This window comes from Streptomyces sannanensis, from assembly GCF_039536205.1.
Classification (GTDB): domain Bacteria; phylum Actinomycetota; class Actinomycetes; order Streptomycetales; family Streptomycetaceae; genus Streptomyces; species Streptomyces sannanensis.
On sequence record NZ_BAAAYL010000001.1, the window covers coordinates 1,393,455 to 1,407,062 of the forward strand.

General features: G+C 71.2%; 13 protein-coding genes and 1 pseudogene. 3 read left to right on the plus strand and 11 right to left on the minus strand.

Features of this window, described 5'->3' with window-relative positions:
* Positions 1 to 311: 311 nt before the first annotated feature.
* The gene (locus ABD858_RS06395) at positions 312 to 704 is read right to left on the minus strand and encodes a YidB family protein (RefSeq protein ID WP_345035148.1); all 393 of its coding nucleotides are present in this window, start codon (positions 702 to 704) and stop codon (positions 312 to 314) included.
* Between the two features lie 112 nt (positions 705 to 816).
* On the opposite strand from ABD858_RS06395, the gene ABD858_RS06400 reads away from it, so the two are divergent.
* The 3 genes from ABD858_RS06400 to ABD858_RS06410 all read left to right on the plus strand — a co-directional run bounded on the left by ABD858_RS06400 (position 817) and on the right by ABD858_RS06410 (position 2,436).
* Positions 817 to 1,152 carry a DUF952 domain-containing protein gene (locus ABD858_RS06400; protein WP_345035149.1) on the plus strand — a complete coding sequence of 112 codons (336 nt, stop codon included), beginning with the start codon at positions 817 to 819 and terminating at the stop codon, positions 1,150 to 1,152.
* A 72-nt stretch (positions 1,153 to 1,224) separates the two neighbouring features.
* Positions 1,225 to 1,704, plus strand: a complete 480-nt coding sequence (locus ABD858_RS06405; RefSeq protein ID WP_425586160.1) for a Rieske (2Fe-2S) protein — start codon at positions 1,225 to 1,227, stop codon at positions 1,702 to 1,704.
* A gap of 18 nt (positions 1,705 to 1,722) precedes the next feature.
* A complete protein-coding gene (locus ABD858_RS06410) occupies positions 1,723 to 2,436 on the plus strand; it encodes a nucleotidyltransferase domain-containing protein (RefSeq protein WP_345035150.1) in 714 nt (237 codons plus the stop codon).
* On the opposite strand, the pseudogene ABD858_RS06415 reads toward ABD858_RS06410, so the two are convergent.
* The 10 genes and pseudogenes from ABD858_RS06415 to ABD858_RS06460 form a co-directional block, all read right to left on the minus strand.
* Positions 2,411 to 3,117, minus strand: a pseudogene (locus tag ABD858_RS06415) (nucleotidyltransferase domain-containing protein). The gene ABD858_RS06410 and the pseudogene ABD858_RS06415 sit on opposite strands and share 26 nt — an antisense overlap.
* Before the next feature lie 3 nt (positions 3,118 to 3,120).
* Positions 3,121 to 4,131 carry an ADP-ribosylglycohydrolase family protein gene (locus ABD858_RS06420; protein ID WP_345035152.1) on the minus strand — a complete coding sequence of 337 codons (1,011 nt, stop codon included), beginning with the start codon at positions 4,129 to 4,131 and terminating at the stop codon, positions 3,121 to 3,123.
* Positions 4,128 to 4,862, minus strand: coding sequence for an NUDIX hydrolase (locus tag ABD858_RS06425; RefSeq protein WP_345035153.1), 735 nt, complete (start codon positions 4,860 to 4,862; stop codon positions 4,128 to 4,130). The genes ABD858_RS06420 and ABD858_RS06425 overlap by 4 nt, the downstream gene beginning before the upstream one ends.
* A 125-nt stretch (positions 4,863 to 4,987) precedes the next feature.
* Positions 4,988 to 6,070 (minus strand): pseudouridine synthase, encoded by a 1,083-nt coding sequence (locus ABD858_RS06430; protein ID WP_345035154.1) that lies wholly within the window; start codon positions 6,068 to 6,070, stop codon positions 4,988 to 4,990.
* On the minus strand, positions 6,070 to 6,681 hold the full coding sequence (scpB, locus tag ABD858_RS06435) for an SMC-Scp complex subunit ScpB (protein WP_345035156.1): 612 nt from the start codon (positions 6,679 to 6,681) through the stop codon (positions 6,070 to 6,072). Before scpB ends, ABD858_RS06430 begins: the two co-directional genes overlap by 1 nt.
* Positions 6,678 to 7,931, minus strand: coding sequence for a segregation and condensation protein A (locus tag ABD858_RS06440; protein WP_345035157.1), 1,254 nt, complete (start codon positions 7,929 to 7,931; stop codon positions 6,678 to 6,680). The genes scpB and ABD858_RS06440 overlap by 4 nt, the downstream gene beginning before the upstream one ends.
* 119 nt (positions 7,932 to 8,050) lie before the next feature.
* On the minus strand, positions 8,051 to 8,587 hold the full coding sequence (locus ABD858_RS06445) for a hypothetical protein (RefSeq protein WP_345035158.1): 537 nt from the start codon (positions 8,585 to 8,587) through the stop codon (positions 8,051 to 8,053).
* Entirely contained in the window at positions 8,572 to 9,702 is a 1,131-nt protein-coding gene (locus ABD858_RS06450) for a ParA family protein (RefSeq protein ID WP_425586161.1), read from the minus strand. The genes ABD858_RS06445 and ABD858_RS06450 overlap by 16 nt, the downstream gene beginning before the upstream one ends.
* Positions 9,703 to 10,096: 394 nt before the next feature.
* Positions 10,097 to 11,212, minus strand: a complete 1,116-nt coding sequence (gene ald / locus ABD858_RS06455; protein ID WP_345044308.1) for an alanine dehydrogenase — start codon at positions 11,210 to 11,212, stop codon at positions 10,097 to 10,099.
* 143 nt (positions 11,213 to 11,355) lie between these two features.
* Positions 11,356 to 13,587, minus strand: a complete 2,232-nt coding sequence (locus tag ABD858_RS06460) for a tetratricopeptide repeat protein (RefSeq protein ID WP_425586162.1) — start codon at positions 13,585 to 13,587, stop codon at positions 11,356 to 11,358.
* Between the last annotated feature and the right edge of the window lie 21 nt (positions 13,588 to 13,608).

Genomic DNA, 13,608 nt, shown 5'->3' on the forward strand with positions numbered 1-13,608 from the left:
GACCGGCAACGTTTGCCCCTCAAGGAGCGGCGTCCGGTGCGTGCGATCGCAAGGCGGACGAAGACCCTCGTAGCAGCGCTCCTCGGGTTTTCGTCCAACGCAGCGAGCGTGCGTGCCCGGGGCCACCCTGGGGCCACCCTGCCACCCTGCCACCCTGGGGGCACCCTGGGGGCACCCTGGGGGCACCCTGGGGGCACCCAGCGGTAGCTGGGGGAGGTAGCTGGGGGAACGTCGCGACGGGGCAAACGTTGCCGGGAGGGGCATTAGTCCATATGCGCGCAGGGATGCGGCGACCACCCTCCGGGACGGTGTCAGAGCTCCTGCTGCCGGAACTCGTCCGCGAGGGCTGCCTGGGGGAGCTCTCCGGCCGGAGTGAGATCGTCCACCGCCTGCGGAAGGACGTAGGCGAGCTCTTCGGCGGCCTCCTCCAGGGTGGCGCCCACCTGCTGGGCGACCTGCTGAAGGGTCGAGGGCGGCAGTGCCTTTGCCAGCTGCGCGCCGCTGACCGGCTGGTTCGCCCCATGGCCGATCCAGGAGCGGGTCTGTTCCCGCAGGCCGGCCTTGTCCAACATGTCGATCAGGCCCGGGAGCGGGTTGCCGCCTCCGCCCGAGTTTCCGCCGCCGAGCGCGCCGAGGAGCGCTCCCAGGACGTTCCGGCCGCTGCTCTCGCCGCTCAGAAGGCCGCCGAGGTCTTCTCTCGCCATGGTCCTGCCTTCCTGCCTTTCAGAGGAAAGACAGGGTCAATGTCACCCATGCCGGCTCTCTCCGCCACTCGGGCCGATCCGGGTGGCCGGAACGTGCGGTAGAACCGTCCGCATGATCTTTCATGTCGTACCGCTGGACGAATGGGCCGCCGAGCCGGACCTTCCGTACGCACCCGCGTCGCTGACCGCCGAGGGCTTTGTCCACTGTTCGGGCGACGAGACGGCCGCGCTCGCCATCGCGGACGGCCACTTCCGAGACACGCCCGGCCCGCTGCTGGTGCTGGTGATCGAGGAGGCGGCGATCGGGGCCGAGGTCCGCTGGGAGGGCACCGAGGACGCCCTCTTCCCGCATGTGTACGGGCCGGTCGAGCGGGCCGCGGTCACCGCGTTGCTGGAGGTGCGCCGGGACTCGCACGGCCGGGCGGTCGAGCTCATTCCATGGGTCTGACGCCGGGCGCGGCTGCTTCGTGAGTGGTGCTTGCCGCGTCAAGATGCTCCTCCGGAACGAGAGGAGCAGAGCATGAGTGACATGACGGGCGCCGGCCGGCGGGCGGTTCTCGCGGCGGGCGCAGCGGCCGCCGGCACGGCCGCGCTGACCGGATGCGGCAACGACAGCAGCGAGGAGAGCGGCACCACGGCGGCCACGACAACCGAGGCGGCGGCGGACCCCACCCTCGCGGCGGACGCCCCGGCGGCCGCGACCCACCGTCACAGGGTGGTGCTGGCGAAGACCTCGGAGATCCCGGTCCGCGGCGGCAAGATCTTCGCCAAGCACAAGGTCGTGGTCACCCAGCCGAAGGCCGGCACCTTCAAGGCCTTCTCCGCGATCTGCACCCATCGCGGCTGCACGGTCAACAAGGTGGTCAACGGCACCATCGACTGTCCCTGCCACGGCAGCAAGTTCCACATCGCCGACGGCTCGGTCGCGCACGGCCCTGCCCAGCGCCCGCTGCCGGCGAAGCACATCACCGTCAAAAAGGGTTCGATCATCCTCGACTGACCCAGCACAATCTCGTGCATGCCCCCGACTGCCGAAGACATGGTGCGCGACCACACGATCTACGCGTGCGTGATGGGTTCGCGCGCCTTCGGCCTGGCGACGGAGGACAGCGACACCGACCGCCGTGGTGTCTTTCTCGCCCCGACCCCGCTGTTCTGGCGCTTCGAGAAACCGCCGACACATGTCGAGGGCCCGGCTCCCGAGCAGTTCAGCTGGGAGCTGGAACGTTTCTGCGAACTGGCCCTGCGAGCCAATCCCAACATCCTGGAGTGCCTGCACTCCCCCCTCGTCGAGTACACCGACAGCACCGGCCTCGAACTCCTGGCCCTGCGCGACGCGTTCCTCTCCCGCCAGGCCCACCAGACCTTCGTCCGCTACGCCGTCGGCCAACGCAAGAAGCTCGACGCGGACATCCGGCAGCACGGCGCCCCGCGCTGGAAGCACGCGATGCATCTGCTGCGCCTCTTGATGAGCTGCCGCGACCTCCTGCGCACGGGCGAACTGACCCTGGACGTTGCCGAGGAACGCGCCTCTCTCCTCGTGGTCAAACGGGGCGAGGTCCCCTGGCCGGAGGTGGAGGCCCGCATGACCCGCCTGGCGGAAGAGGCGGACGCCGCGGCAACCCGCAGCCCACTCCCGGCGGAACCGGACCGGGCTCGGGTCGAGGACTTCCTCATACGCGTCCGCAAGGCATCGGCTCACACACTCAGCCCGACTTCCGTACGCGTATGACGAAATCGTGCAGCGCGTCGTACGCGGACGGCTCCCCCGGCAGAGCCGAGGACTCCTGGGCCTCGTCCAGGGCCCTGTGGAGCGCCTCCACGTCGGAGCGGACCAGCTCCTGGGTCACGACCGTGAGCGGGCCGTGCTCGGCGTCGGCCTTGGCCGCGATCAGGTCCGGCAGATAGGCCGGGGAGTCGACCTCGTCCAGCAGCGTGGGCAGCTGCGCCTGCACCGTGCGCGTGCGCATCAGGTGGATGCCGGTGAGGAGCACCCGGAAGGTGTAGAGCAGCGGCTTCAGTTCGCCGCTCTTCTCGAACAGCCGCCACTGCGTGTGCGCGAAACCCCGGTAGTGGTGGGCGTGATGGCGGGTGAGCACGCCGGGGGCGAGTGCCACCAGCTCCGCATGCGGGTCCGTCGTGTGCACCACGAGCGGCGACAGAACTTGCGCAGGTCGTGCGTGACCAGGTCCATCTCGACCCCGTCGCGGTCCCACATGCGGCTGCGTGTCTCCTCCACCTCACGGAGTCCCAGCAGTTCGTCGGCGGACAGCAGGTGGACGCCCCTCAGATCCACATCGGAGTCGCGTGACGGGAACCCGTACAGATGGGCTCCCGACACGGTGGCGAACAGCAGCGGGTCCGGCTGATCGGCGACGACGGGGGTGAGGTCCATACTCAAGGCATCCAGCATGGATCAAGCGTCCCAGAGCGCTCCCAGCGTCAGCAGCTCGCTGCGGTACTCGATGCGCTCCGCCCATGCCTTGGGCCAGGCCGCGGCGCCCAGATGGGCGCCGGCGAAGGCGCCGGTGAGGCAGGCGATCGAGTCGGAGTCGCCGCGCGTGCAGGCTGCGCGGCGCAGGGCGGTGACCGGCTCGTCGGGGAAGAGCAGGAAGCAGTGCAGCGCGGTGGCGAGCGCCTCCTCGGCGATCCAGCCGTCGCCCGTCCCCAGGCAGGGGTCGGTCTCCGGGGAGGGGGTGCGCAGCGCCTTCACCAGGCGGTCCAGGACGTCGAGGCACTCGTCCCAGCCGCGGGCGATGAAGTGTTCCGGCGAGGGGTCGTGGGCGCGGGTCCACAGGTCGCCGAGCCAGCGGTGGTGGTAGCGGGTGCGGTTGCGGAGGGCGTACGAGCGCAGTTGACCGGCCAGGCCGGTCGGCTCGGTGCCCTGCGCGAGGAGGAACACCGCGCGGGCGGTGAGGTCGGAGGCGGCCAGCGCCGTCGGGTGGCCATGGGTGAGCGCCGACTGAAGCTGCGCGGCGCCGGCGCGCTGTTCCTCGCTGAGGCCCTGGGCGAGGCCGACCGGGGCGACGCGCATGTTGGCGCCGCAGCCCTTCGACTCGACCTGGCTCGCCGCCTGCCAGGGCCGGTCGCTGTCGAGGAGTCGGCAGGCGACCAGGCAGGTGCGGCCGGGGGCGCGGTTGTTCTCCGGGGAGTGGTACCAGTCCACGAACTCCTCGCGGACCGGCCGGGCCAGCCGCGCGGGCGTGAGCAGTCCGCGGGCCATCGCGGTGCGTATGCCGCGCCCCAGGGCGAGGGTCATCTGGGTGTCGTCAGTGACGATCGCGGGCTGTGGGAGTTCCATCTCCCGCCAGGGACCGCACTTCTCGAGGATCCGCGGGACGTCGTTGAACTCGGTGGGGAAACCGAGTGCGTCGCCGAGGGCGAGTCCGATGAGGGAGCCGGTCGCCGCACGCTTGGTTCCGTTCATGAGGGTTTTCCTTCCGGGCGCAGCAGGGGCGGGTGCAGCGCGGTGGCGCCGCCCGCGCGGTAGAGGGCTGCGGGTTTTCCGCGACCTCCGGTCAGGCGCGCGGCCCCGGCCACCGGCTCGACGAAGCCGGGGGTGGCGAGGACCTTGCGCCGGAAGTTGGGCCGGTCCAGGGTCGTGCCCCAGACTGTCTCGTACACCTGCCGGAGCTCGCCGAGCGTGAACTCGGGCGGGCAGAAGGACGTGGCGAGGCAGGTGTACTCGAGCTTGGCGCCGATGCGTTCGCGGGCGTCGGCGAGGATCCGCTCGTGGTCGAAGGCGAGCCGGTCGTACGAACCGACGGGCAGCCACCGCGCCTGTGCCGCGTCGCCGCCGCCGCGCGGCTCGGGCAGGTCGGGTACGAGCGCGGTGTACGCGACGGACACGACCCGCATCCTGGGGTCGCGGTCCGGGTCGCTGTACGTACGCAGCTGCTCCAGGTGGAGCGAGGCCACGACCTCGTCCGACAGCCCGGTCTCCTCGGCCAGTTCGCGCCGGGCGGCCTGCCCGGCGGACTCGCGTGGCAGGACGAACCCTCCGGGCAGCGCCCAGGCACCGGCGTAGGGGTCCTGGCCGCGCTCGACGAGCAGGACGTGCAGCCGGCCGTCCCGCACGGTGAACACGGCGAGGTCGACGGTGACCGCGAACGGTTCGAAGGCGTATTTGTCGTAGCCCTCGGGGGCTTGGGCGCTCATCACTGCTCCCCTTCTTTATAGTCAGTGTGACCATAAAGGTGATCGGTAACCCCCGGCAAGAGGCTGTGTCCGAAAAAGAAAGAGCCCGCTGCCTTCACGGCAGCGGGCCCTTCATGTCTCCGGTACTACAGGCCGACCTCGCGCATCAGCATGCCCACCTCGGTGTTGGTGAGGCGGCGCAGCCAGCCGGACTTCTGGTCGCCGAGCGCGATCGGACCGAAGGCGGTCCGTACGAGCTTGTCGACCGGGAAGCCGGCCTCCGCCAGCATGCGGCGGACGATGTGCTTGCGGCCCTCGTGGAGGGTCACCTCGACCAGGTAGTTCTTGCCGGTGTTCTCGACGACCCGGAAGTGGTCGGCACGGGCGTAACCGTCCTCCAGCGCGATGCCGTCCTTGAGCCGCTTGCCCAGCTCGCGCGGGAGCGGGCCCTGGATCGCGGCGAGGTAGGTCTTCTTCACGCCGTACTTGGGGTGAGTGAGACGGTGCGCCAGCTCACCGTGGTTGGTGAGCAGGATGACGCCCTCGGTCTCGGTGTCGAGCCGGCCGACGTGGAAGAGACGGGTCTCACGGTTGGTGACGTAGTCGCCCAGGCACTGGCGGCCGTCCGGGTCCTCCATGGTGGAGACGACTCCGGCGGGCTTGTTCAGCGCGAAGAAGAGGTACGACTGGGTCGCCACGGTCAGGCCGTCGACCTTGATCTCGTCCTTCTCCGGGTCCACGCGCATGCCCTGCTCGACGACGATCTTGCCGTTCACCTCGACGCGGGCCTGCTCGATCAGCTCCTCGCAGGCACGGCGAGAGCCCATGCCGGCCCGGGCGAGCACCTTCTGCAGACGCTCGCCCTCCTGCTCGGCGCCGGGGAAGGTCTTGGGCGTCTTGATCTGCGGCTTGTTCGCGTACCGCTCCCGGTTGCGCTCCTCGACCCTGGCGTCGTACTCGCGCGGACGCGCCGGAGCACCGCCCTGGCCGCGGCCCCGCTGGGGCTTCTGTGGGGCCTTCGGACCGCCCTTCGCGCCGCCGCGGGCCGCCGCGCCCCGGCTGCCGGTCTTCCCGCCGGTCCCGCCGTCGCCGGAACCCTGGCCGCCGCCGACGTCGTAGCGGCGTTCCTCGGGACGGGGGCGGCCCGCGCGCTTCTGCTTGTCGTCACGCTGGTTGCCGGCACCCCGGTAGTTACCGCGCCCGCTACTGTTACTGCCGCTGCTTCGCATCAAAGTTCCGTCGTCGTCGTGTCGTCTGCGTCTGGATCCGGAGCGTCCGGATCGAACGACGGCACGCCCTCCTGCGATTCTGCCTCGATCGCGTCCGCCTCGGGGAGGAAGGGCGCGAGCTCGGGGAGCTCGTCCAGGCCGCGCAGGCCCATCCGCTCCAGGAAGTAGTTCGTCGTCCTGTACAGGATCGCACCTGTTTCGGGTTCCGTGCCCGCCTCCTCGACCAGCCCCCGCTGGAGCAGGGTCCGCATCACGCCGTCGCAGTTCACTCCACGGACCGCCGATACCCGGGAACGGCTCACCGGCTGGCGGTAGGCGACCACGGCGAGGGTCTCCAGTGCGGCCTGGGTGAGGCGGGCCTGCTGACCGTCCAGGACGAAGCTCTCGACCGCCTCGGCGTACTCGGGGCGGGTGTAGAACCGCCAGCCGCCCGCGATCAGCCGGAGGTCGAATCCCCGGCCCTGGACGGTGTACTCGTCCGACAGCTCGCGCAGCGCGTCGGCGACCTCGCGGCGGGGGCGCTCCAGCACCTTCGCGAGGTGCTCCTCGGTGACCGGCTCGTCGACGACCATGAGGACCGCCTCCAGGGCCGGTTTGAGGTTGTCACTCATTCCTGGGCCTCCACCACTTGATCGAACTCGTCCGTGACCGCCGGCCCGGTGTCGCCACCGGTCCAGCGGACCGTCAGCTCCCCCAGGGCCTGCTCCTGGTCCAGTACGACGGCCTTTTCCCGGTACAGCTCCAGCAGGGCGAGGAACCGGGCCACGACGGTCAGCGTGTCCGGCGCGTCCGCGGTGAGCTCCTGGAAGCTCGCCTCCCCGGCGGAGCGCAGCCGCGCGACGACGACCTCCGCCTGCTCCCGTACGGAGACGAGTGGGGCGTGGATGTGGTCGACGTACACCTGCGGCTTGGGCTTGGGCTGCATCGCCTTCACCGCGAGCCGCTCGAAGCCCTCGGGGCCGATGCTGATGACCACCTCGGGCAGCAGCTCCGCGTGGTGCGGCTCCAGGCCGACCGTACGGGGGTGCCGAAGGGCCTCCGCGTCCAGGCGGCCCGCGAAGAGCTCGGCGATCCGCTTGTACGCGCGGTACTGCAGCAGTCGGGCGAAGAGCAGGTCACGGGCCTCGAGGAGGGCGAGGTCGGCCTCGTCCTCCACCTCGGCCTTCGGCAGCAGCCGCGCGGCCTTCAGATCGAGCAGGGTCGCGGCCACGACCAGGAACTCGGTGGTCTGGTCGAGGTCCCAGTCCGGGCCCATGGCGCGGATGTACGCCATGAACTCGTCGGTGACCTTGGAGAGGGCGACCTCCGTGACGTCCAGCTTGTGCTTGGAGATGAGCTGGAGGAGCAGATCGAAGGGCCCCTCGAAGTTCGCCAGCCGCACGGTGAAACGCCCGTCGCCGGAGGTGGGCTCAGCTGCCGGGGCGGGCGCGGGCCCGGACTCCGGTGCGGGTGCGGGGGCGGGTGCGGGTGCACCCGCGGGCTCGGGTGCGGGCTCGGGTGCGGGTGCGGGCTCGGGGGCGGGTGCACCCGCGGGCTCGGGTGCCGGGGCGGACGCGGGCTCGGGTGCGGGGGCGGGTGCACACGCGCGCGCGGGCTCAGCTACTGGGGCGGGCCCGGACTCCGGTGCGGGGGCGGGTGCGGGTGCACCCGCGGGCGCGGGCGCGGGCGCGGGTGCGGGTGCGGGAGGGAGCTGATCCCCGGTGCCGCCCGGCTTGTGCCCGGCCGGTGGCACCTCGGCGGCGCCGGGCCGGCCCCCGTCCGCCGCGGGGCCGGGATCCGGGGGCGCGGCCGGGGAGGAGGACGCGCCCGGGCCGCGGCCCAGCGGGCGGCGGCGGGCGCGATCGGCGGGCGGCGTCGGCATTGCGGTCCAGGGTGCATGGGGCGGGGCGGGCGGCCGGAGAGGCCGCAGCGGCAGGCTAGCGCGGCCGCGCGAACACCTGAGGAACCGCCCCGCCCAGGTCCTGATCGGCCGGACAGGGCCTAGCGGCCGCGGAGCCGTCGTACGAGGATGCTCGCCTCGCCGCGGGACTCGAGATCCGCAAGGACCACGGCCACCGCCTCACGGACGATCCGGCCGCGGTCGACGGCGAGGCCGTGCTCGCCGCGCAGCACCAGGCGCGCGTGCTCCAGGTCCATGAGCTCCTCGGCGGAGACGTAGACCGTGATCTTCTCGTCGTGCCGCTCCCGGCCGCTGGGCCGGCGCCCGGCCGCACGGGTGCGCCGCCGCGGCTCGCCCTCGGAGGCGGGCGCGGGCGCGCGTCGTGCCTTGGCGGGGGCGGCCGGGACCGCCGCCTCGGGCTCCGGCTCCACCACGCGGCTGTGCGGCTGTGCGGAGTCCGCCCCGGCAGTGGTGTGCTCTCCCTCGGTCACCGGCTCGCTCTCGCTCGCCGGGGCGGGCACGCGCGGCTCGCCGTTGGCCTGGCCGGCCTGCCGTCGGGGCGTGGACGCCTGCAGCGCCATGCCCCCGGTCGTACGGAACAGTTCGTCGGCTCCGGGCAGACTCACTCGGCGTGACACCGGGCGAGCACCTCCCTGGCGAGCTGGCGGTAGGCGGCGGCACCGACGGAGTTGGAGGCGTACGTGGTGATGGGCTCACCGGCGACCGTCGTCTCCGGGAAGCGCACGGTCCGGCCGATCACCGTGTGGTAGACGTGATCGTCGAATGCCTCGACCACCCGCGCGAGCACCTCACGGGAGTGCACCGTGCGCGAGTCGTACATGGTGGCGAGGATGCCGTCGAGCTCCAGATCGGGGTTGAGCCGCTCCTGGACCTTCTCGATGGTCTCGGTGAGCAGCGCCACACCACGCAGCGCGAAGAACTCGCATTCGAGCGGCACGATCACCTTGTGCGCCGCGGTCAGCGCGTTGACGGTCAGCAGACCGAGCGAGGGCTGACAGTCGATCACGATGTAGTCGTAGTCGTTCAGCAGCGGCTTGAGGGCACGCTGGAGCGTGGACTCCCGGGCGACCTCGCTGACCAACTGCACTTCCGCGGCGGAGAGGTCGATGTTGCTCGGCAGCAAGTCCATGTTGGGCACAGCCGTCTTGAGCAGTACCTCGTCCGCGGACATGCCCCGCTCCATGAGCAGGTTGTAGACCGTGAGGTCCAGCTCCATCGGGTTGACACCGAGGCCGACCGACAGAGCGCCCTGCGGGTCGAAGTCGACGAGCAGCACCCGGCGTCCGTACTCCGCGAGGGCGGCACCCAGATTGATGGTGGACGTCGTCTTGCCGACGCCGCCCTTCTGGTTGCACATCGCAATGATCTTCGCGGGACCGTGGTCGGTCAGCGGGCCCGGGATCGGGAAGTACGGCAGGGGCCGTCCGGTGGGGCCGATCCGCTCGCGGCGCTGCCGGGCGGCGTCGGGGGCGAGGGTGGCCGCGTACTCCGGATCGGGCTCGTACTCGGCGTCGGGGTCGTAGAAGTGCCCCTCGGGGACTTCGGCGTAGTCGGCGAAGCCGGTGGGCTCTCGGCCGCTCCGGTCGCCGGCCATGGCGTTCACGTGTTGGCCGTCCATCATCTTCTGGGCTGTCGTCATGTGCTGTTGGTTTGCGAAGGTGTGGACCGCGACGGAGCCGACAGCCTGGGACCCCGACGGGCTCTGGCCCCGCGCTGGGGGTACCTCCCCCACGCCCGCAGGGCGTAGGGGGGGGATGCCTGGTTGACCACCCCCGGGAGTAAATGTCGACTCATTCACAAGTCGTCTTACCTCCTTGGAAGTGACCAGGAAACTTATCGATAGGTCAGCGTGGCACCATGCCGACGGTTTGCGACTCTATGGCGTGTCACCGGTCCGCAGCAACACAATCCGCCGGACCCGGCCCGATGTGTCGGCAACCGGACACCCCGCTGTCAAGGGTGCACAGCGGTACAGCAGAGAACGGCCCGCACGTTTCACCGCTGTGCGAAACGGCACAAGGGGTGCGTTCGTTGCGAGTCGGAAACACCGACGGCCGGACCTTGCTCGACAAGGTCCGGCCGTCGGCGTGATATTGACGACGTTCATTGACGCGTCAGCCGGTGAATCAGCCGAGGAGGCTGTCCAGCTCGACGTGGTCCAGGCCGAGCGCCTCGGCGACCTCGCGGTAGACGACCTGGCCGTCGTGGACGTTGAGACCCTTGGCCAGCGCGGCGTCACGGCGCAGCGCCTCGACCCAGCCGTTGTTGGCCAGCGACACGATGTAGGGCAGCGTGGCGTTGGTCAGCGCATAGGTGGAGGTGTTGGGCACCGCACCCGGCATGTTGGCGACGCAGTAGAAGACCGAGTTGTGGACCTTGAAGGTCGGCTCGGCGTGGGTGGTCGGACGGGAGTCCTCGAAGCAGCCGCCCTGGTCGATCGCAATGTCGACAAGGACACTTCCGGGCTTCATCTTGGCGACGAGCTCATTGGTGACCAGCTTCGGGGCCTTGGCACCCGGGATGAGGACGGCACCGATGACGAGGTCGGCCTCGACGACGGCCTTCTCCAGCTCGAAGGCGTTGGAGACGATCGTCTGCACCTTGGTGCCGAAGACCTTGTCGGCCTCACGCAGCTTGTTGATGTCCTTGTCGAGCAGGGTCACGTGGAAGCCCATGCCGACGGCGATCTGGGTGGCGTTCCAGCCGGAGACACCGCCACCGATGACGACGGCCTTGCCGGCGTGGGTGCCCGTGACACCGCCCGGCAGCACGCCACGGCCACCGGCCGAACGCATCAGGTGGTAGGCACCGACCTGCGGGGCCAGACGGCCGGCGACCTCGGACATCGGAGCCAGCAGCGGCAGCGCGCGGCTGGCGGTCTCGACGGTCTCGTACGCAATGGCGGTGGTGCCGGACTCCAGCAGGGCGTCCGTGCACTCGCGCGACGCGGCGAGGTGCAGGTAGGTGAAGAGGGTCTGGTCCTTGCGGAGGCGGTGGTACTCCTCCGCGATGGGCTCCTTGACCTTGAGCACCAGGTCGGCGGTGGCCCAGACCTCATCGGCGGTGGGCAGCATCTGCGCACCGGCGGCGACGTACTCGTCGTCCGTGATCGAGGAGCCGACACCGGCGTTCTGCTCTACGAAGACCTGGTGGCCGTTGCGGACGAGCTCATGCACGCCGGCAGGGGTGATTGCCACCCGGAACTCGTTGTTCTTGACCTCGCTGGGGATACCGACCTTCACGTCGATCACGGTCCTTGACTCAGGGATAACTCGGGGCAATCCATACATACCCGGACGCAGGCCGCATACCGGGAAAACACCGCAACAACATGCGACACAGCCAGTCTAATGAAGGATTTCTCCCTGTCTAGCCTTACAAAGCATTATTTCTCAGGGGAACCGCTGCGGATTTCGTAGGCGGTGATCTCATCTCTGAGTAGCCTTTCGGCTGCGCTCCGGTGCAATCGGGCCGCCACCGGGTCGCCCAGGCGCTCCAGCGTGTCGGCCAGTCTGAGCTCCAGCGCGGCCTGCAGACGCTCGTCGCCTGCCTGCCGCGCCCACTCCACCGACTCCCGGCAGGTGCGCAGCGACTCATGGGGCCGTCCCGCGTATTCCTGGACCCGGGCGGCCTCGCTCAACGCCCGCGCATGTCCCGCGAGATCGCCGAGTCTGCGGTACCCGGCCACCGCCGCCCGCCAGTTCCGCAGCGCGTCGCCGTAGCGGCCGGCATACGTGAGCACGGCGCCCAGCCGCCCGTACAGACGTGCCTCGTCCGCCCGTTCCTCGCGCGCCAGCCGCTGGGCCAGGGCCCGCCCGTACCAGTCGGTGGCCCGCTGCCAGTCCCCCAGTTCCTGGTAGGTGGCGCCTACGGATTCCATTGCGCGGCCGGTCGCGTACGGGTCGTTCGCCGCCCGGCCGGCGTCCAGCGCGGCGCGGTACCTCATCAGCGCGTCCCGGGTACGGCCGGTCCGCGCGTCCAGATCGGCCAGATTCAGCAGCGCCGCGGCCCGCTCCCGGTGCAGCCCGCGCCGCTCCGCGACATCCAGGACCAGCTGGTGCAGCCCGTACAGCTCGGGCGCCGCTGCCTCGGTGCCCCGGTGCGCTGCCAGGGCCCGCACCAGCGCGGCCACCAGCCGCCGCGCGAGGGTGTCGAGGTCGCCGCCCTCCACCGCGGCACGCGCCGATGCCAGCAGCGCCGGCTGCCGGACCCGCAGCCATTCGTCGGCGGCGGCCGCGGTGGGGAAGCGCAGCGCCCGGGGCAGCGCGGACAGCTTTTTGCGGGCCGGGGAGCCGTCGGGGTCGGTGATCGCCCGGCAGGACTGGAGAAGCCGCACACTCCGCTCCAGCATCCGTGCCCGCGCCAGCTGCACCTCGGCCGGCTTGTCGTACTTTTCAGTCAGTTCGCCGAGCAGCGTCATCAGGCAGCCGGGCACCTCGTACTGTCCGTGCGGCACGGCATGGGGCCGCAGCAGACCGAGGGCCACGAGGTCGTCGAGCGCGGACCGGGCCGACGACACCGAGCAGCCGGCCAGGGCAGACGCCGTATGGGCGTCGACGAGCCCGGCCGGGGCGAGGGAGAGCAGTCGCAGTGTCCGGGCGATGGGCTGCGGAAGCCCTTCGTACGCCAACTGGAAGGCACGGGCCAGCGGGCGGGCGGAAGGCAGGCCTCCGTCGTGCGGCACATTGCGCAGCCTCTTGACCGCGTCGGCGACCGCCGCCTTGGGGTGGGCCGCGAGCCAGCCGCCCACCAGCACCAGCGCGGCGGGCTGGCCCCCGCACTCCTCGACGAGCGCCTCCGCGGAGCGCGGATCGCAGGTGATCCGTACTTCGCCGGTGTAGCGGTGGAGCAAATCCACGGCGGACGGGGTGTCGAGGCCCCCCAGCACACAGGGCCGCACGTCCGGGATGCCGGTGAGCGGGCCCAGCGCGGTCGCCACGACCAGGCAGTCCGGGTGGGCCGTCAGCAGCGGGTCGACCTGCCCGGCGTCGGCCGCGTCGTCGAGGAGCAGCACCACGCGGCGTCCCGCGAGGGCCTCGCGGACCAGCGCGGACAGCTCTTCCTCGGCGGCTCCCGGCGGCGCCGGGACACCGAGGACGTCCAGCAGCTCGCGGGCCGTGCGCTCGGTGGGCACGGGGGTGCCGCCGGGTTCGGTCAGCCGGGCCCGCAACACCCCGTCCGGGTAGTCGGCGGCAAGCCCCCGGATCAGCTCCGCGGCGAGCGTGGTGCGTCCGGAGCCGGGCCGCCCCGCGACCAGCAGCACCCGTGCGCGGGGCACCTTCCGCCCGGCGATGGTGTCGAGCCCGGCCCGGTCGATGTCGGCGCGCAGCGCCTTCAACTCCCGCTGCCGTCCGAAGAATTCCGTCACCCCGTGAAGTCCCGCACCACCCTGGGCCGTGCCGCCGGAAGGGACCGCTCCCTCACGACCGGAGCCATGCCCCAAACCGGCGTTCCGGCCCGGCAGGGTGATCTTCTCCACTGCCGGAAGAACCGGCGCCGCGCCGCAGCGGGTCATGGGGGCCGAACCGGATTCCACGGTGACGGGAGGGGCCGGAGGAACTGCCTTCCTCGTGGGCAGACCGGTCGGGCCGCTGGTGTCCACCGCCTGACCCGTCACGGGCCACGCTCCCTTCCGCTG